Below are 17,655 nucleotides of genomic sequence, written 5' to 3'. Positions count from 1 at the left end.
CCAGAGTGTGAATTTGATTTACATGCTGCGTGCGCGCGCAGCGCGCCGATCCGCTGCACCGCCAAATGTCGCCCGCTGCATAGCAGACGAGAATGCGGCCTTTCAGGAGGGTCGCAGAAAATCTGAAACCTTGAATTCACGCAGCATGGACAAATCCGGCTTTTGCACCAAAGACGTGAATGGCGGATTCCAGTCATGCTACGACTGAAGCTGACTCTCATGCAATTGGGCAGTTTTAAGAATCCCTGCCTCCCATGGGTTTTACCTGCGCGATCAACCAATCCCTAACAGTCGCGACAGCTGTGGGCTTCCGAGGCGTACGAGGGGCCACGACGAAGTATCCTTCATCGGCTGTCATCGAAAAAGCGAAGGGCTGGCTCAGGCGGTTGGCCTGCAGGTCGGCTGCCACAAACTCGCGGTTGGCCAGACAAACGCCCTGTCGGGCAAGTGCTGCATCAATGGCCAAAGAGGTTTGACTGAACGCCATGGTCTTAGAATCCGATACCGCAAGCTCTCCGAGTGCTGCCTCGAGAAACAGCGGCCATTGGCCATGGGTATCTTCAAGCAAAACGTGTTTGAGCAAGTCCTTTGGTGATCGGATCGGATTGGGCCCCGTGGCAAGGTCCGGGTGGCAAACAGCAATCAGTTCTGCGTCGAAAAGGGGCACCGCAAACAGCCCCGGCCCGAACGGTGGTTTGCCCTGCCGAATGGCGATGTCGACCCCGTCGGTTTGAAAGTTCGCAAGAGCGTTCGACGCATCCAGGCGAACTCGAATATCAGGATGATCCTGAGCGAAATCCCCCAGCTTGGGCACCAGCCATCGTGTAGCAAAGGAGGGGGTGGAACTGATCGTTATGGCAGTATTCTGTGGCGACAGGTTGCCGGTCGCCTCGGCCATCATGTCAAAAGCGCGGCGGATCGGTGGGAGGTATTTCCGGCCGTCGTCGGTCAGGGAGAGTCCTCTTGCCTGCCTTTCGAACAATTTGATTTTTAACAAGTCTTCAAGGGCGCGCACTTGTTGGGCAACAGCACCTTGCGTGACACCAAGCTCGTCGGCGGCAAGCCTGAAATTTAGGTGGCGTCCTGAAGCTTCGAAGGCCTTCAGGGCGTTCAATGGTGGCAACTTGCGCGTCATCTCTCACCCAAGAAGATAGAATTTCTACAGGGTTAAGGCAGAATTACTGATTAGTCAAACGTTCCGATGAGCGCCATGTTGGACGTAGATCGACAATATCGAACACACGGAGACGGAAAATGGCTGGCAAGAAAGTGGCAATCATCATGGGTGGCGGCAGTGGCATGGGGGCAGACAGCGCCCGGCGCCTTGCTGCCGATGGCTTCAACGTCGCCATTCTGTCTTCGTCCGGCAAGGGCGAGGCTCTGGCGCAGGAACTGGGTGGCATCGGTGTGACGGGCACCAACAAGTCCAGTACAGACATGCAGAAACTGGTCGATGCCGTCATGAAAAAATGGGGCCGCGTCGATGTGCTGGTGAACTCGGCCGGCCACGGCCCCCGCGCGCCCGTTCTGGAGATCAGCGACGAAGATTGGCACGAGGGGTTGGAAGTCTATTTTCTGAACTCTGTGCGTGCCGCGCGGATTGTCGCCCCGATCATGATCGAACAAAAATCCGGTACGATCATCAACATTTCGACCTTCGCGGCGTTTGAACCCGACGCGGTCTTTCCGACGTCGGGTGTGATGCGTGCGGGACTGGCCGCCTATACCAAGCTGTTCTCTGACAAATACGCCGCGGACAACGTGCGCATGAACAACGTGCTGCCTGGCTTCATTGACAGCCTGCCGGAAAATCCTGATTTCCTGGCAAAGATCCCGATGGAGCGCTACGGCAAATCCTATGACGAGATTGCCGCGACCGTGGGTTTCCTCGCCTCAGACGGCGGCGCCTATATCACCGGGCAGAACATCCGCGTCGATGGCGGCATCACCCGCTCGGTCTAATCCGGGCTCCAGCTACGAAAGACAAAATCATGAAGCCGACGTCGAAAGACTCCTCCTGGGAGATGGATCTCCCTGTGTTTTCTGCAACCCCGAAACACGACGCCTATGATGCCGTAATCATCGGCGGCGCAACAATGGGCGCCTGCACCGCGTGGTTCCTGGCCTCGAACCCTGATTTCAAGGGCAAGGTTCTGGTGGTCGAGCCCGATCCGACCTTCTCGAAGGCGCAAACCGGGGCGTCGAACAACTGCATGCGCCAGCAGTTCGCCAACCCGATCAATGTCAAGATCGGCCAATATGCGGCAGAGTTTGTGCGCAATTTCCGGGAGAACCTGGGCGGCGATCCGAAGGTGCCAGACCTCAGCATTCGCAACTTCGGCTATCTCTATCTGTCCGACAATGCCGACCTGACCAAGGTGCTTCAGCGCGACCAAAGCGTGCAGCAGGAATGCGGGGCGGGCACCAAAATGGTGACGGCTGACGAAATCGCGGCCGCCTATCCTTTCTACAAGCTCGATGATATCGAAGCGGGCAGTCTGAACACCGTTGACGAAGGGTATTACAACGCGCCCCTGATGGTCGAATGGCTGATTAAGAAGTCGGTCGAACTGGGCGTCGACTATGTTCAGAACACGGTCACCGCGATCAGCCGCGAAGGCGACAAGGTCACCGGCGTGACCCTTGCCACCGGTGAAGTGATCAAGGCCGGTGCCGTGGTCAACGCTTCTGGCACCCGCGCTGGACAAATCGCTGATATGGCCGGGCTGAAACTCGATATCCAATCCAAGCGGCGATACACGTTCATCTTCCGCGCAAAGGAGCCGCTTGACCGTGACCTGCCGCTGACCATCGACCCGACGGGTGTGCATTTCCGGCAGTTTGGCGATGATTACCTCGTCGGCTGTCCGCCGCTGGGTGAAGACGCCACTGTCGAAGTCGACGACTTTTCGGCAGAGGAAACTATCTGGGAAGACAAGGTACACCCGATCATCTCCAACCGCATCCCGCAGTTCAAGGACGTGGAGATCATCGATTTCTGGATGGGCCACTATGACTTCAACACTTTCGACTACAACGTGGTCATCGGTCCGCATGACGAAGTGTCGAATTTCCACTTCACCAATGGGTCGTCCGGGCATGGCTCGCAACAGGGCCCCGCTGTGGGCCGCGGTGTGGCCGAGCAGATCACCTATGGTGAATTCCGCTCAATGGACCTGTCACCATTTCTCTATGAGCGCTTTGCCAAAGGCGAACGTGTGATCGAGCGCGCCGTCATCTAAACGCAACCAGCCTGTTCGATGCCTCGGGGCTGGACCCCGCCGACATCTGGTAAGAGGAAACACCAATGTCTTTCAATGTGAAGCTCTCGGGCGTCATGCCCGCCCTCGTCACCCCGTTTGACGCCAATAACAAGATTGATTTCGGCGCGTTCGAAAAACTGCTGACCCATTTCCGCGCGGCCGGGGTCACAGGGTGGGTGCCCAATGGCTCGACCGGCGAATACTTCAGCCAGTCGACCGAGGAACGGCGCCAGGTTCTGCAATTCGTCAAGGATTTCGCCAGTGACGATGAAACCCTGATTGCCGGCACCAATGCGCCTGCCACGCGCGAGGTGATCAAGCAGACCGCCATGGCCAAGGAAATCGGCTATGACAACGTGCTGCTGGCGCCGCCCTTCTATACCCGGCCGACGCAGGATGAGTTGATCAAGCACTATGAAACCGTGCTGGCCGAGGTCGATGTGAACCTTGTGCTCTACAGCTACCCGGCAAAGGATGGGTCGGACATCAGTTTTGAGCTGATGGACCATTTCGCCGACAATCCGCGCGTCATCGGCATCAAGGAAAGCTCGGGCGTGTTGCAGCGCGCCATCGACATTTCCACCCGTTACGAGGGCAAGATCCAGTTGATCTCGGGGTCTGACGACATCGCGCTGGATTTCATGTTCTGGGGGGCGGACAGCTGGATTTGTGGCCCGTCGAACTTCCTGGCCAAGGCTTGCTGCGATCTTGACCGTGCCTACAAGGCGGGGGAATTGACCAAGGCGAAAGAGATCATGGCCAAGCTCTACCGCGCGATGAATATCCTGGAAAGCGGAAAATTCGTGCAGAAGATCAAGTACGGTTGCGAATTGCAGGGCCTGCCGGTCGGCGAATGCCGGGCACCTCTGGGCCCGCTGACCGAGGACGAGAAAACAGCGCTGCAAGTAGCCCTGGAACCGATCCAGGCCATGTGACCCGAAAGCCCGGGAACTGCTCTGGCGGTTCTCGGGTTCCACTTTTGAGGTGCGCACCATGGATGCATCGCAGGCAACATCCACAATCGTCGTCGGGGCCGGAGTGATCGGCGCCGCCATTGCCCATGATCTGCAAAAGCGGGGCCGTGCGGTGACGCTGATTGACCGGGAGCCCCCAGGATCAGGTGCGTCCTTCGGCAACATGGCGTCGATCGCAGTGACCGAATTCATGCCCGTTGCACGCCCCGCAACCTGGAAGCAAATTCCCGGCTGGATGATGGACCCGGAAGGGCCGGTACGTGTCAGTCCGCGCTACATGCCGCGCCTGATCCCGTGGTTCATCCGCTTTCTTGCTGCCAGCCGTCCCTCTGCTATGTGCCGTTTGGAGGCAGCGGGGGCCGCGTTGTGCGAACGCTCGCTGGCCGATACACGGGCGTTGATGGCAGAGATCGGCATCGAGGATCAGCTGTCGCAGACGGGTTGCCTGTCTCTTTACGCCAATGAGGCCGAATTCCAGGCTGACCGTGAGCGCATCGACATGCTGGACCGGTTCAGGTTTGACTATGAAGTGCTGGATGCGCCTGCCATCAGCAGGCTTGAGCCGGAAATCACCAGCCAGATCGCCAAAGCCGTGCTGTTGCCAGACAGCCGGACCGTGACCGACCCGTTGAAGATCGTTCGGCGGTTGGTCGAGAGGTTCGAAGCCCTTGGCGGTGTCGTGCGCCGTGCGGATGTAACCGGTTTTGAACGCGGCGAGCGGATCTCAGGGGTGCGTTTGGGCACAGAGGTCTTGCGCGCGGACGGCGTGGTCCTTTGCGCCGGCGCCTTTACGGCCCGTCTGTCCAAACTGTTGGATGAGCCCATGCCACTGGAGACGGAACGCGGCTACCACACCCAGATCATGGCGCCGGGCATCGAAATGGCGCATTCCATCATCTGGCCCGCCAAGGCCTTCATGGTCAGCCCGACGGCAGACGGGATCCGGGTGGGCGGCACGGTGGAAATGGCCGGATTGGATGCCCCCCCCGACTACCGGCGCTCCAAAATCACCGTGCGCCGGGCGCGCGAGGCATTGCCGAACCTGAAAGTCGAGGATTTCACCGAGTGGATGGGGCATCGCCCCGCCTTTCCCGACACCATTCCGGTGATGTCGGCTTCGGCCAAAACACCGGGCGTATTCTACGCCACGGGGCATGGTCATCTTGGCCTGACCTATGCCGCGACTTGTGCCCATCTGATGGGGGATCTGATCACGGCCAATCGTCCGGCGATCGATATGTCCCCATACCGAATAGACCGTTTCTGAAGGAATTCCGCGCATGCAAGACCAACTGTTCATCAATGGCGCATGGGTTGCGCCGGCAACCGGCCAGATGCTCGACGTGGTCGACCCGTCGGACCGATCCGTGTTTCACAGGGTCGCCGCAGGCAGCGCAGCCGACATTGATGCCGCGGTAAAGGCCGCCCGTGCCGCTTTCGACACCGGACCATGGCCGCGGATGAGCGGTGCTGAACGCGCCGCCATCCTGCGCAAGATGGGTAATGAGATCACGACCCGCACAGATGAACTGGCGCGCATGGAAGTGCGCGACAACGGCAAGCCCCTGCCCGAAGCCGTGTGGGACATTGAGGACACCGCCGGGTGTTTCCACTTCTACGCCGACATGGCGGAACGCTTCGACACCCATGCTGAGCAGGAAATCACATTGTCGATGGATAAGTTCAAATCCAAGGCGGTCAAGGAGCCTGTCGGCGTTGCGGGCGCGATCATTCCGTGGAACTTCCCGATGCTGATGGCAGCCTGGAAAGTGGCTCCAGCGCTGGCCGCAGGATGCACCATGGTCCTGAAACCTTCGGAACTGACCCCGCTGACAGCCCTGGAGCTTGGCGTAATTGCGCAAAATGCGGGGCTTCCAGACGGCGTTCTGAACATTGTCACTGGCTTCGGCCCTGACGCGGGCCAACCCCTGACCGAACACCCTGGTGTCGACAAGCTGGCCTTTACCGGATCAGTGCCGACAGGATCGCGCATCATGGCCGCCGCTGCGCAGGACATCAAAACCATCTCGTTGGAATTGGGCGGAAAATCCCCGATGGTGGTGTTCGAGGACGCCGGGATTGCTGAAGCGGTGGAGTGGATCCTGTTCGGAATATTCTGGAACCAGGGCGAAGTCTGCTCCGCCACTAGCCGGGTGTTGATCCACGAGGATATCTATCCCGCATTGATGGCGCGGCTGGTTGAAGAAACGCAAAAGATCAAGATCGGCCATGGCCTGGACGAAGGCGTGCTGTTGGGGCCTCTGGTCAGCCAATCGCAACATGAAAAGGTTCTGGCCGCCATCGAAAAGGGCAAATCAGAGGCCACATTGGCCACAGGAGGCGGCGTTCCCGAAGGTCTGGAACACGGCTGCTTTATCGAACCCGCAATATTCACCGACGTGCCCACGGACGCCTGGATCTGGAACGAGGAAATCTTTGGCCCCGTCGTTTGCATCCGCAAGTTTGCGACCGAAAAAGAGGCCATTAAACTGGCAAACGCCTCGCGCTTCGGCCTTGCCGCGGCCGTGCTCTCCAATGATCTGGACCGGGCCGAACGGGTGGCGCGCGCTTTCCGAGCCGGGATTGTCTGGATCAACTGCTCGCAACCGACTTTCACCGAGGCGCCCTGGGGCGGCTACAAACAATCCGGCATCGGGCGCGAATTGGGCGAATGGGGGTTCAACAACTATCTGGAGACCAAACAGATCACCACCTATGACCGCTCGTCCCCCTGGGGTTGGTACATCAAGGAGTAAGGCCCATGCGATGGAAACGCACGCTGCAGACCGTCGATGTTCATTGCGCAGGTGAGATCGGACGAGTCATCACCGGGGGTGTTTTGGACATTCCCGGCGGTACGATGGCGGCCAAGCTGGCCCATATCAACGAGGTTGATGACTCGTTGCGCCGCTGGCTGTGCTCCGAACCGCGTGCGGCGGCCAACCATTCCTTTGTGCTCATCCCGCCCGCCTGTCGCCCGGAGGCCGATTTCGGGATGATTGTCCTGCAAACCGATCAGGCCCATGCCATGTCAGGATCGAATTCCATGTGTGCAGTCACTGCCATTCTGGAAACCGGTATGATGGAGATGGTTGAGCCGGAAACCACAGTGACACTGGATACAGCAGCAGGGCTGGTAAAGGCGATCGCGACTTGCAAGGACGGCAAAGTCACGGGCGTGAGCCTGGACATGCCACCCTCATTCGTGGCCGCATCCAGCGCAGTGGAGACGGCTGAATGGGGTCGTGTGACCTATGATCTGTGCTATGGCGGTGTGTTTTACGCTTTGGTCGATGTGGATCAGGTCGGGTTGAAGATTGCTCCGGAAAACGCTCGCGCACTTGCCGGGATCGGCGTCGCTCTGCGGGATCAGATTGCCGAACAAACGGACATCACGCATCCTGATATCCCTGAGGTGCATGGGTTGGCCTATGTCATGTTCCGCTCTCGTGAAACGGACGGGGCGATGCGCCATTGCACGACGCTCAAACCGGCGCGCGCCGACCGCTCGCCCTGTGGGACGGGCACCAATTCCACAATGGCCGTGCTGCATGCGAAGGGAGAGATCGAGCCAGGCGACGAAATTACGACACGCTCAATCATTGGTGGCGAATTTCGTGCCGAGTTGACCGGGGAAGCTCAAATCGGCCCTTATCAGGGCAGCCGGGTTCGTGTCACCGGACAGTGTTGGATTCATGGTATTACCCAAATCGGGATGGACCCCAGCGATCCGTTCCCGAATGGGTTTACTCTGTCAGACACTTGGGGCGGGTAATTTGAACCAGCCAAAACGGATTGCCGGATGCAGCCGTTTGCCGGGCGCGCAGCATTCGGTTTTTGGGCTCTTTGCCGACCTGCGACGGCGCAGTGTCCCGTTGCAGAATTCAGTTCCGGGACCCGTCGTTTCCGAACTTTCCTATACCGGTCATGCCTCGATTTCCCGCCCAGGACGGTACCGCGCCCTGGGCAGAATTTGCCTCCTAGGTTTACAGCTATCACGCTTCCGTCCGATGGAGAGACCGGGCGGCTTTTTGCTCCAAGTTGGAAGTTTCAAACGGCCCAAACTCTGGTAGATGATTTATCCGCCTACAAAGAAGCTGTATTGCTCTGCCAAGACATGCCGTGCCTCCGCCTCAAGCGCCTTGGCCGCGTGAAAAGGCCAATGCGGGTTGCGCATCATCTCGCGGCCAAGGAGCACGATATCAGCTGTCTGGCTGGAGATCAGGGTTTCAGCCTGATGGGGGGCGGATATTCCGCCAACCGCCATCACCGGAAGGCCTGAGCCGCTTCGGATTTCTCCGGCCAGCCTTGGCTGCTCAGCGGTGCGGTTTCCGATTGCGCCCCGTGCTTCCGGTACAGCGCCGCCAGCAGAGCAGTCGAGGATATCCACCCCGCGCTCTTTCAGCCATCGCCCGACCTGCGAGACGTCTTCGGTTGTCAGGCCGCCCACCGCAAAGTCGTCCACTGAGAGCCGCACTGCCAGCACCCTGTCTTCGGGCCAAACGGCACGGACCTTTTCTACCGTCTCCAAAAGCATTCGCGCCCGGCCGCGCAGATCTCCGCCGTAAGCATCGGTGCGCTGGTTGACCAGGGGCGTGAGAAAGGAATGCAGCAGATAACCATGCGCGCAATGAACTTCGAGCAGATCATACCCCGCCAGCAGCGCCAGTTTGGCCGAGTTGACAAACTGCCCTTGGATGTCCTCAATCACGGCAGTTGAGAGCGCCCGCGGGGCTTTCCAAAGGCGCGTTCCATCGGGATCAAAGGCGTTATCTGTCGGAGCAACCGTTTCCCAGCCGCCCTCTGCCTCGCTGATATGGCTGCCCCCTTCCAGCGCCGTTGCGGCGCTTCCTTTGCGCCCGGAATGCGAAATTTGGGTGCCGGTGACCGCACCAAAGGATTTTTGAAAGGCCACGATGGGTGCCAGACGCTCAGCCTGCTGCTCATTCCAGAGGCCGGCGCAGCCATTGGAAATCCGGCCAGCCGGAGAGACTGCCGTGCATTCGGCCATAATCAGCCCGGCACCGCCAACAGCACGCGCGCCCAGATGGACCATGTGCCAATCCGACGCCACCCCGTCCCTAGAGGAATACTGGCACATCGGCGACATGCCGATCCGGTTCTTGAACTTAACGTTCTTGATTTCGAAGCTGGAAAACAGTGCGCTCATGGTATGCCTCAAAGGTGCCGGAATTTCCGTCTTTATTGACGATTCCTGCTGCTGCGCCTAGTGAATTAGCCTGTCAAACAGGTTAGTTTTTCTAAGCAATGAAACATCTCCCGCCCCTCAATACGCTCAAGGCCTTTGCGCAGCTTGCCGAAACCGGCAGCTTTGCGGAAGCTGCGCGCCGCCTCAACGTCACCTCTGCAGCGGTGTCCCAGCAGGTGAGGAAACTTGAGAAATACCTGAACAAGCCGCTGGTCCAGAAACACGGGCGCGGTGTTCTGCTGACCGAGGAAGGGCAGATCTTGTCGAGAGCGCTCAGCGAAGGCTTTTCCAGGATCCGTCGGGGAGTAGACCAGGTTGCAAAGCACAACCGCCCGCGGGTTATCAGGATAACCACATCCCCCAGCTTCGCGTCGCATTGGCTGATGCCGAAAATTTCCGAGTTCCAGCTCCTGCATCCTGACATTTCGTTTCAGCTGGATTTGTCCAGTATCGCCGTTCCGCTGGACCAATCCGATTTCGACGTCGCTATCCGGTTCTGCCACCGGAACGCACTTCCTGCTGGAATTGAACCGCTTCTGAACGTCTCGTTGAACGTGTTGGGCGCATCTGGATTATGCGGCACGTTTCCTGCGGATATATCAGCGCTTGCTCAGCTCAATTGGCTGCAAGAGGCCGGCACGTCAGATGCGCAGGATTGGTTCAAGCGGCATGGGGCCGCCGGCCACAGCCCCGCGCGCCTGTCCGAAATGCCGGGAAATTTGATTATCGAGGCTCTGAAGAGGGGAGAGGCTGTTGCATATACCGTATGTGAATGGGTTCAAGATGACTTGGAGCGTGGCGATCTGCAGGATCTCTGGCCTGACCGGGAGGAGGGTGCATACTATGTTTTGTCGAATTCCGGTGAATTGGACGGCGGGCAAGCGGCGTTCCTGAAGTGGCTGCACGCCACCTCGGGCTAAAGACAATCTTCAGGCGCACGGGTGAGCCACTGAAGCCCACCAGCATACCATTGCAGTCCGCCATACTTCGACCGCCATGTGTAGAAGGTCGCATTGCAGATGCATTGCGTGCGGCACAACTCTTTCGCGCCCATCCCGGTTTGGTGCTCCTTCAGATCGCCTATGATCTGCTCTTCGCTGAAAGGGCGGTTTGAGCTACGTCGTTTTCCGCGGGCCCGAACGGCCGTAAACGGGAAGTTCGCCGCGCTGCCGAAAATCACGCGCTGCGGGAGCGAGGGTTTTCTGCGTCAGCAATAGCTGCGACTGCAAAAGTCTGGAGAGTCCCGCACTGTGTGAGCTCACCGGCTTCAGAACCTCGCTGTCGCAGCGAACGGCCGCAACGGCGGGCTGTGCCGCAGCGCAAAACCTCGGCTGGCTGCGTCAGACGGCCGAGTTTGCAAAGGGTGCTTTCTGCGCAGACTTGCCGTTAGCTGCGAGCTATCATGGGTTTATATGATTGCGGAGAGGGCAGGTAGGATACGGCGGTTGCCTGCTCCCGCAACCAACACTAATTCGCCAGACATATCAAAGGCTTCGGATCTACGGTCCGGGGCCTTCTCCGTGTTCGGACCCTCCGCTCCCGCCGCCAGCCGCAGCAGCCCGGCCAGATCCCCCACCAGCGTCAGATCCAGGCCAGGGCCCTCCGACGCAGGCGTCAGCACGATCCGCTCCACCAATGCCCGCAGCGCCTCCTTGGCGTCTTCCATGCCTTCGGTGGAGCCAAGGGTCCTGATCAGCCGCGACACCCGTTCGCGGTAGGCCTCCGCCATCGACGGGTGAAACACCACCGTGTCCGGGGCAGGGGTATGCTCCAGCTCCCGTTCCAGCTGCTGGCGGCGTGTGTCGAGTTCGATCATCCGGTCCTTCACCTGATCTGCGGGAATGCCCGCAATGATCGCATCCACCAGCTTCTGATGGTCGCGTTTAGCACGGGCGAGCGCCTGTTCCTTTTCCTTGCGGTTCCCGGCGGCTGCCGCCTTCAGCCGGTTGCGTTCGGCAGTGTATTCTTCGCAGAAGACCTGCACCGCGTCCGGGTCCATCAGGTGGTTCGCCAGCGCATCCAGCACCCGGGCTTCCAGATCAGCCTGCTTGATCGTGCGCTTGTTGCTGCAGACCGCGGCGCCCTTGTTGCGGGCCGGGGAGCAGCCGAAGCTGTCCCTGGAGATCTTGGCAAAGCCGCCGCCGCAACAGCCGCAGGCCATCAGTCCGGAAAACAGCGTCTTTGGCCGCCGCCGGTCCCAGACCGGGGTCGATGTGCCTTTTGTCTTCAGCGCGCCCTGGCGGCTGCGGACTGCTTCACAGAGTTCCGGGTCAATGATGCGCAGCTCTGGCACTTCGGTGATGGTCCATTCGCTTTCCGGGTTCAGGCGGGAAATCCGCCTGTTTGTCTGAGGGACCTTGTCGTAGCACAGCCGGTTCCAGAACTGGCGGCCGTTGTAGAGTTCATTGTTCAGAATGCCGGTGCCCCGCTGGCGGTTGCCATGGATGGTGGAGGCACCCCAGTGGCGGCCGGACGGGGCAGGCACGCGCTCCTTGTTGAGCGCTTCGGCGATCTTCTTCGGCGAAAGCCCGCGGGCGTAGTTCGCGAAGATCCTGCGCACGACCGCGGCCTCCTCCGGATTGATCTCGCGCTCCCCGCGGATCAGGTCGCCGCTGGCTGTGCGCTGCGGCTTCAGATCGTAGCCGTAAGCCTTGCCGCCTGCGGATTTGCCCGCCAGCGCACGCCCCTTGAGGCCGCGGTGGGTCTTCATGGCAATGTCCTTGAGCTGAATGGCGTTCATCGTGCCTTTGAGCCCGATATGGATCTCGGAGATCAGCCCGTCCGCCACGGTCTCGATTGGAATGCGGTGGAAACAGAACTGCTGGTAGACCCGGGCAATGTCGGCCTGGTCGCGGCTCAAGCGGTCCAGGGCTTGAGAGATAAGAACATCGAAGCGTCCGCATTGCGCATCGCGCAGCAGGCTCTGCATGCCGCTGCGCATCAGGCTGGCGCCGGAGATGGCGCGGTCGGAATAGGTGGCCGCGACCTCGAGCCCCTGGGCTCTGGCGTAATCGGTGCAGTCGCGGATCTGGTCCTCGACAGAGGCGTCGCGCTGCAGGTCTGTCGAGTAGCGGGCGTAGATGGCTGCTCTGAGCTTGGGCTGGGACATGGTGGTTCTCCGGTGGTTTGATGTTAACCGGGAGTTTTGCCGTCCCGGTGGTCTGCGCGGGCTGCCTCGCGGGCGAGGGCGCGCAGGAGTTCGTGAAGTGACGCGCGGGTGCTGGCGTCCTGCCGGCAGGAGCCATATTGCGGGTGGCCGGGTGTCTCCGGCGCCTGCTGGCAATTGACATAGCTCTTCTGGTCCCGTGCCATCGGCCGAGGTCTCCCGCCGCTCCCGGGCCGGTGCCCGGGGCGATTTATTGATGCTGCTGCTCCGGCCGGGAACTGCTCCGGCCTCTGTTGGCTTCATCATAGCGGGAGCGGGAGGGCGGCGGGCTCCGTGAAAGGGGGGAGATGCCGCCCCGGGGCCGGGTTTATGTGGACAACCTGCCGTTTGGGCCGGTTTGCTCGGGGGCGGGGCGCTGAGGCGCCCGTCCTTGCAGCTGGGCCGGCGGCGTTTGCCGCGCGGGCAAAACCTTTCCGGGAGGGAGTTATCCGGATTTTGGACCAACCGGAGCCTGCGCCGCTGGAGATTGCGCATTAGAATTGTGCAAACCTCGCGGCGGAGCGGCATGATTGGCGGGCGCATCTACTGGTCCAGGACCTGCTCTGGGCCATTTTTGCGCGGCACGTCACGCAGCCAAGACCGGACCGCCTTGGCATCGAACTCTCGTTTTTGCATCAAGTCTGCAGCCATGTCCTTAAGCAACTGCTGATGGGGGTACAGCAGCGCGCGTGAGTTGTCCTCCGCGTAGTCGAGCTTCTCACGGAGGCGTTTGCGGTCGGGTTCTGCAAGTTGGGCTGGATCCTGCGGTACAAACCAGCCGTTGCCGAAGGCCCCTAAACCCAGTTCAAAATCCATCGCCAGGACCATACGCGCTGCTTTCCCGAGGTCGGACGTGGCGCTGCCGCCAGCGCCCGCGGACACAGTCCCGAAGATGAGCCGCTCCGCGGCCCGCCCTGCGAGGTGGACGTAGAGCTGGCGGTCGAAATCTGTGCCCAGCCCCGGGTTTGGGGGAACATCCCGCTCAATTCTGCCACCAGAAGGAGATAGGCTGATCTGCGTGATCGTCTCACCGAAGATCCAGGCGGCGACCGCATGCCCAGATTCGTGAATCGCGATGCGGTACAAGAGGTCCTGGTTCTCCGTCAGCTCCATGACTTGCAGATGGCGGCGCAGAAGCTGCAGATCGAGCGGGCAGCCGCTGTGCCGGGCTTCACTGCGGGCAGAGCGCACCGCGGCGTCAACGTCGGCGGCGGTCTTTCCGATGGAGTCCCGCGCCAGTTGCTGCAGCACATCCTCAGGGAATGTGTTCTGCAGCCGCTCGGCAAGGAGGTGCTGCAGCATCGCCTTGCTTGGCAGCGGCATCTCGATCTTGATGTCAAACCGCCCGGCTCTCAGCACCGCGGGGTCGATGTGCTTTGGATGGTTGCAGGCACCGACGACCATGATCCCTGCCTCCCGGCTGATGCGGTCCATCTGCTCTAAAAAACCAGCAACCACTTGCCTTCTATAGCTGGCACTGTTGTCGCCGGCACTGTCGCGGGAACCGATCGCGTCAATCTCATCGATGAAAAGGATACAGGGCGCATTCTTCCGGGCTTCATCGAAGCTTCTTCGCATCGCGAGCAGCAGGTTGCCCAAATGACCGGCGCTTTGCCATTCCGCGCAACTGGTCTCGATGCAATTTACCCTAGCGCTCCGGCCCATCGCGCGGGCGAGGTGGCTCTTGCCGGTCCCTGGCAGGCCAAAAAGCAGCAAGGAGTGCGGGATCTCATTCCAGGCCACGCCGCCTTCGGCCCACAGACGCAGGTCTGCGACCAGTTGCCGGGCGATGTCATAGGACCGGCCAATGCCGGGGATCTCTCTTGGTGGTGTACCGGCTTCGGGTTCTGGCGTGGCCGGAGCTTTAAGTGCCTGGGACAGGCGCTGTGCCATCTTCTTCGCTGTGGGCGCACGCAGGGCGAAAGAGAGTGCGGGGGTGGAGAGCTCTTGCAATTGGCCGTTCGGGGGCAGCGCGGCGCGGGCGGAGGCTTCATCAATACGGCCCGTGCGGCTGTGGGTCTGGCGCAGCAGGGCGATCAGAAAATCCGCGTCCACTTGCGGCAATGCCAGCTGATGACAGTGCTCCGCCACCAACGGCGCCGGTAGTGCCATCTCATCCGGCAGGCAGATCCACAAAGGCTGGCTGTGCGCCAGGCCTTTGATGATGAGATCCTGCAGCTCATCGAAGTGCCGCTGCTCAATCTCGCCATCGCGGACGCTGGGGACAGCAAGGGTCACGCGCAGAGGCAGCTGCACCTGGCGCCGGGCGTCATAGGCCTGCCAGCCCGGGGGCAGCAGGGCGTGGTTGAGGAGATTTTCCACACTTGAAAACGCGCTGGGAGGAACGTTGCGCAGGATCAGCACTGCACCACGGGCAAGCTGTGCGTTCACCGCAGCCGGGGAGCCGAAGGCCGCGGCGATCCGCAGTAGAGCCAGCAGCTTGTCTGGCGGCAGGTCTGTGTCAGGCAGCCATTGGCCTGTGTCATCACAGGCCAATGGGTCTGCACCTTCCTGCTCCAGCGCTTCCCAAAAGATCCGGCGGCAGATGCCGCGCGTCGGGGTGCTTGCTCAGATGGTGCAGCAAAGAATGGGGCTGTTCCGGGGGCGTGGACACAAGCAGCTCCTCGGTGCCAGCACTGTCGACTGGTGTGTCTTCTTTGAGTGTCTCGCGGCGCGCCTGCTGCAGCTCTTCGCAGTAGAGATGATAGCGGCGGGCGCAGTCTTCGGCGAACTGCCACCAATCGGGGCGTGCGGGTTTGGAGAGATCGAGCTGGCTCATGGCAAGCCTCTTTTTAACGGGCAAAAGGGATCGGGCGCCCGGTGAAACCGGGCGGGAAACGTTGGAAATTGAAGGGGAGGGGGCGCTTAGCGGTCTTCTTCTGCCTCGATGGCGTCGAGCATCGCGAAGATCACCTGGCACACATCCGGAAAATAGACTTCACTTTTAACCCTCAATTCACCGGCGTAGAGTTCCGGCGGCGCGATGCTGTCGGGGTGCTCCGCCTTCAGGCGGGCATGAAGGCCTTTTTCAATTTGCACAGCTGTGTGGCCGGAGCTGATGGGAACTGTCGCAGGACCTGCGCCTCCGTCTCCTTGGTCTTCAGAAGTTGGTGGTAGAGGCGGGAGACGGGATCGCGGCTGTAGCCCAGCTTGATGAGCTTGGCTCCATTGGCGAGTTTGAGCTGCATGACGTAGAGAAAGCTTGGCGCACTGCTCCAGCCCTCACTGCAGTTGCTGCATTGAAACCGGCCCGTTTGCATGTTGGCACGGGCGATCCGCTGAACATGGCCGCAGGCCTGATGCTGGTACAAACGGTAGTTCTGGTTCCTGTTCGGATCCGGTCCGATCAGCTCCCAGCCCTGGGCTGCGGCTTCTTCTTGCTCCTTCTGTTGCTGGTAGAGTTCGCAGCGTACGTCGCAGATCCCGGCGGCAGCTCTTTTGATCAATTCAAATTGCCGCCGCAGCCGGTGGCCGCAGTCCGCGATGTAGAAGCCGTGATGGCGGCTTTGCGGGTCGCGGCCTGCCCACTGCAACCCGGCGGCTTCGGCATCGGCCTGCCACCGGTCTTGAATGCAATGCGGGCACTGCGGCTGGCTGTTCATGAGAACAAAGATCTTGCTGGCATGTGTCCGTCGGCAGGTGTGGCAGGACAGGTGCAGGTGATAGCGGTCCTTGACCCGCTGCAGGATGCCGAAGCCCTTGGCTTCGGCGGCCGCGCGCCAGTGGGGGTGAATGGTGAGCGGGAATTGTTCGCAGGTTGAGTGGGGCATGGCAGCCTCCGCATAGGCAAAATTGGGCAGGGCAGGCGCCGGAACTGGCGCTTGCTGAAACTTCAGAAATGGCATGGCTGAGCCGGGCGCAGCGGCGTGTCCGCTGCGTGCCGGGTCAGAAGAATGCTGGGATGGTGGGCTTAGTTGGGCAGAAAGTTCTGCGCTTCAGCCGCCACTGAGAGTTCGATGAGAGCGTTCATCTGTCGCGCGCCGGTCTGCAGCAGGGCCTGGCAATCACCATCTTCGACGGTGAACAGCTCCTGGTTCTCATGGAACAGCTGCTGAAACCTGAGAGCCTCTTCCGGCCCCGTGGCCTCGATGAGGAAGTGCAGCAGCATGCTCATGCGCTGCAAAGGCAAGTCGCTGGCCCGGACCACCTGCGCGGTCAGGATGTCGCCGCTGAGTTTAAGGCAATCCTGCCACTTGGCTTCGGCGGCCTCTTGAAAGTTGCTGCAAGCGGGATCCCAGGCGAGGGAGTGAGACAGGTCGCGCTCCAGTTCGAGGGATGCGTCCACTGCCTTGGTCAGGGCGCCGAAGGCGCGGTTGATGAATGTAGGGCTGCCATCTGCGACAGATGCGGGCTGCAGGGCTTTCAGCGCGCATTCGCGCGTGATACGGCAAGTATCAGCCATAGTCGGTCTCCTTCCACGAGATCGGTTTGGTTAGGGCCGGGCGGGGAGCTTCCACCTTCCCCTCGGCCCGTTGCAAATGTGTGCAACTGAGTGCAATATGCGCTCATTGAAACTGAATGTCAACTGCACACAAGTGAACACATGGCCAGAACATCAGCGGTATCTGTACGAGTAACTGAAGAAACCAAGAAAGCCGTAGAAAAGGCAGCTGCGGAGGATGACCGGTCTGTAGCCTCTTATGTGGAACGGCTTCTGATCGCGCACCTAAAAGAACAAGGGTATCTGCAAAAGTAATTGCGGGCATCTGGAGGAAATGATCCAGGTGTCTGGTTCCAACTTCACATGATCGGCTTGTTGCCCTTCCAGATTATCGAAAAACAATAAGTCATCCCAGGCCCCCGGCAGGGCGGGCCCAGCAGGCTGCTGGCCGCAGGAAGCATGTTTGGGCGGAGCCCGGACTGCGACCGAGGAGGGGATCGAAGGGGGTATCCCCCTCGCGAACTGGTAAGTTGCAATTCCGGGGCCCAGCCCGGGATTGCAACTTGCATAGTGAGTACAAGCCTCACAAAAACAAAAAAAGTCTATCGGGATTTTCTTCGTCTTCGCGGAGACTCGGATCAGAGAAGCAGATCCGAGCAGCAAGATGACCGTACAGCCCAAGT

17 protein-coding genes and 1 pseudogene are annotated in these 17,655 nt (G+C 60.3%); 8 read left to right on the top strand and 10 right to left on the bottom strand.

Annotation, left to right across the window (positions count from 1 at the left end; translation table 11 throughout):
* The coding region (locus tag A2I95_RS20695; protein ID WP_291732832.1) for a hypothetical protein at positions 1 to 208 on the top strand (208 nt) is incomplete at its 5' end.
* A gap of 27 nt (positions 209 to 235) precedes the next feature.
* Here A2I95_RS20695 and gcvA read toward each other — a convergent pair.
* A complete protein-coding gene (gene gcvA, locus A2I95_RS20690) occupies positions 236 to 1,135 on the bottom strand; it encodes a transcriptional regulator GcvA (protein ID WP_291732830.1) in 900 nt (299 codons plus the stop codon).
* Positions 1,136 to 1,254: 119 nt separating this feature from the next.
* Between gcvA and A2I95_RS20685 the strand changes: the two genes are divergently transcribed.
* The 6 genes from A2I95_RS20685 to A2I95_RS20660 all read left to right on the top strand — a co-directional run bounded on the left by A2I95_RS20685 (position 1,255) and on the right by A2I95_RS20660 (position 8,012).
* Positions 1,255 to 1,962 carry an SDR family oxidoreductase gene (locus A2I95_RS20685; protein WP_291732828.1) on the top strand — a complete coding sequence of 236 codons (708 nt, stop codon included), beginning with the start codon at positions 1,255 to 1,257 and terminating at the stop codon, positions 1,960 to 1,962.
* Between the two features lie 29 nt (positions 1,963 to 1,991).
* Complete coding sequence (locus A2I95_RS20680) at positions 1,992 to 3,242, top strand: FAD-binding oxidoreductase (RefSeq protein WP_291732826.1); 1,251 nt, start codon at positions 1,992 to 1,994, stop codon at positions 3,240 to 3,242.
* 65 nt (positions 3,243 to 3,307) lie between these two features.
* Entirely contained in the window at positions 3,308 to 4,198 is an 891-nt protein-coding gene (gene dapA, locus A2I95_RS20675) for a 4-hydroxy-tetrahydrodipicolinate synthase (RefSeq protein WP_291732824.1), read from the top strand.
* A gap of 58 nt (positions 4,199 to 4,256) precedes the next feature.
* The gene (locus A2I95_RS20670) at positions 4,257 to 5,504 is read left to right on the top strand and encodes an FAD-binding oxidoreductase (RefSeq protein ID WP_291732822.1); all 1,248 of its coding nucleotides are present in this window, start codon (positions 4,257 to 4,259) and stop codon (positions 5,502 to 5,504) included.
* 13 nt (positions 5,505 to 5,517) lie between these two features.
* Positions 5,518 to 6,993 carry an aldehyde dehydrogenase family protein gene (locus tag A2I95_RS20665; protein ID WP_291732820.1) on the top strand — a complete coding sequence of 492 codons (1,476 nt, stop codon included), beginning with the start codon at positions 5,518 to 5,520 and terminating at the stop codon, positions 6,991 to 6,993.
* A 5-nt stretch (positions 6,994 to 6,998) separates the two neighbouring features.
* Positions 6,999 to 8,012: a proline racemase family protein gene (locus tag A2I95_RS20660; protein ID WP_291732818.1), complete on the top strand. Its 1,014-nt coding sequence runs from the start codon at positions 6,999 to 7,001 to the stop codon at positions 8,010 to 8,012.
* A 303-nt stretch (positions 8,013 to 8,315) separates the two neighbouring features.
* Here the strand turns inward: A2I95_RS20660 and A2I95_RS20655 are convergent, their stop codons facing one another.
* The gene (locus tag A2I95_RS20655; RefSeq protein WP_291732816.1) at positions 8,316 to 9,407 is read right to left on the bottom strand and encodes an NADH:flavin oxidoreductase/NADH oxidase; all 1,092 of its coding nucleotides are present in this window, start codon (positions 9,405 to 9,407) and stop codon (positions 8,316 to 8,318) included.
* A 98-nt stretch (positions 9,408 to 9,505) separates the two neighbouring features.
* On the opposite strand from A2I95_RS20655, the gene A2I95_RS20650 reads away from it, so the two are divergent.
* Positions 9,506 to 10,366, top strand: coding sequence for a LysR family transcriptional regulator (locus A2I95_RS20650; RefSeq protein ID WP_291732814.1), 861 nt, complete (start codon positions 9,506 to 9,508; stop codon positions 10,364 to 10,366).
* Positions 10,367 to 10,416: 50 nt separating this feature from the next.
* On the opposite strand, the pseudogene A2I95_RS20645 reads toward A2I95_RS20650, so the two are convergent.
* The 8 genes and pseudogenes from A2I95_RS20645 to A2I95_RS20610 form a co-directional block, all read right to left on the bottom strand.
* A pseudogene (locus A2I95_RS20645) lies at positions 10,417 to 10,548 on the bottom strand (transposase); the annotation flags it as partial.
* 306 nt (positions 10,549 to 10,854) lie between these two features.
* Entirely contained in the window at positions 10,855 to 12,555 is a 1,701-nt protein-coding gene (locus tag A2I95_RS20640; RefSeq protein WP_291732812.1) for a recombinase family protein, read from the bottom strand.
* A 23-nt stretch (positions 12,556 to 12,578) separates the two neighbouring features.
* The gene (locus A2I95_RS20635) at positions 12,579 to 12,758 is read right to left on the bottom strand and encodes a hypothetical protein (protein ID WP_291732809.1); all 180 of its coding nucleotides are present in this window, start codon (positions 12,756 to 12,758) and stop codon (positions 12,579 to 12,581) included.
* A gap of 376 nt (positions 12,759 to 13,134) precedes the next feature.
* The gene (locus A2I95_RS20630; RefSeq protein WP_291732807.1) at positions 13,135 to 15,087 is read right to left on the bottom strand and encodes an AAA family ATPase; all 1,953 of its coding nucleotides are present in this window, start codon (positions 15,085 to 15,087) and stop codon (positions 13,135 to 13,137) included.
* On the bottom strand, positions 15,077 to 15,370 hold the full coding sequence (locus A2I95_RS20625; RefSeq protein WP_291732805.1) for a hypothetical protein: 294 nt from the start codon (positions 15,368 to 15,370) through the stop codon (positions 15,077 to 15,079). Before A2I95_RS20625 ends, A2I95_RS20630 begins: the two co-directional genes overlap by 11 nt.
* 86 nt (positions 15,371 to 15,456) lie before the next feature.
* Complete coding sequence (locus tag A2I95_RS20620; protein ID WP_291732803.1) at positions 15,457 to 15,630, bottom strand: hypothetical protein; 174 nt, start codon at positions 15,628 to 15,630, stop codon at positions 15,457 to 15,459.
* Positions 15,597 to 16,193 (bottom strand): hypothetical protein, encoded by a 597-nt coding sequence (locus A2I95_RS20615; protein WP_291732801.1) that lies wholly within the window; start codon positions 16,191 to 16,193, stop codon positions 15,597 to 15,599. The genes A2I95_RS20620 and A2I95_RS20615 overlap by 34 nt, the downstream gene beginning before the upstream one ends.
* Before the next feature lie 308 nt (positions 16,194 to 16,501).
* Entirely contained in the window at positions 16,502 to 16,993 is a 492-nt protein-coding gene (locus tag A2I95_RS20610) for a hypothetical protein (RefSeq protein ID WP_291732799.1), read from the bottom strand.
* Positions 16,994 to 17,655 lie beyond the last annotated feature (662 nt).

Source organism: Leisingera sp. F5 (genome assembly GCF_001593695.1).
The sequence above is the reverse complement of the archived record's forward strand: the minus strand, read 5'-3'. Positions and strand labels throughout refer to the sequence as shown.

Bases quoted from the DNA above. Each gene is read 5' to 3' on its own strand.
- gcvA (WP_291732830.1), bottom strand. From the start codon at position 1,135: ATGACGCGCAAGTTGCCACCATTGAACGCCCTGAAGGCCTTCGAAGCT.
- A2I95_RS20685 (WP_291732828.1), top strand. From the start codon at position 1,255: ATGGCTGGCAAGAAAGTGGCAATCATCATGGGTGGCGGCAGTGGCATG.
- A2I95_RS20680 (WP_291732826.1), top strand. From the start codon at position 1,992: ATGAAGCCGACGTCGAAAGACTCCTCCTGGGAGATGGATCTCCCTGTG.
- dapA (WP_291732824.1), top strand. From the start codon at position 3,308: ATGTCTTTCAATGTGAAGCTCTCGGGCGTCATGCCCGCCCTCGTCACC.
- A2I95_RS20670 (WP_291732822.1), top strand. From the start codon at position 4,257: ATGGATGCATCGCAGGCAACATCCACAATCGTCGTCGGGGCCGGAGTG.
- A2I95_RS20665 (WP_291732820.1), top strand. From the start codon at position 5,518: ATGCAAGACCAACTGTTCATCAATGGCGCATGGGTTGCGCCGGCAACC.
- A2I95_RS20660 (WP_291732818.1), top strand. From the start codon at position 6,999: ATGCGATGGAAACGCACGCTGCAGACCGTCGATGTTCATTGCGCAGGT.
- A2I95_RS20655 (WP_291732816.1), bottom strand. From the start codon at position 9,407: ATGAGCGCACTGTTTTCCAGCTTCGAAATCAAGAACGTTAAGTTCAAG.
- A2I95_RS20650 (WP_291732814.1), top strand. From the start codon at position 9,506: ATGAAACATCTCCCGCCCCTCAATACGCTCAAGGCCTTTGCGCAGCTT.
- A2I95_RS20640 (WP_291732812.1), bottom strand. From the start codon at position 12,555: ATGTCCCAGCCCAAGCTCAGAGCAGCCATCTACGCCCGCTACTCGACA.
- A2I95_RS20635 (WP_291732809.1), bottom strand. From the start codon at position 12,758: ATGGCACGGGACCAGAAGAGCTATGTCAATTGCCAGCAGGCGCCGGAG.
- A2I95_RS20625 (WP_291732805.1), bottom strand. From the start codon at position 15,370: ATGAGCCAGCTCGATCTCTCCAAACCCGCACGCCCCGATTGGTGGCAG.
- A2I95_RS20615 (WP_291732801.1), bottom strand. From the start codon at position 16,193: ATGAACAGCCAGCCGCAGTGCCCGCATTGCATTCAAGACCGGTGGCAG.
- A2I95_RS20610 (WP_291732799.1), bottom strand. From the start codon at position 16,993: ATGGCTGATACTTGCCGTATCACGCGCGAATGCGCGCTGAAAGCCCTG.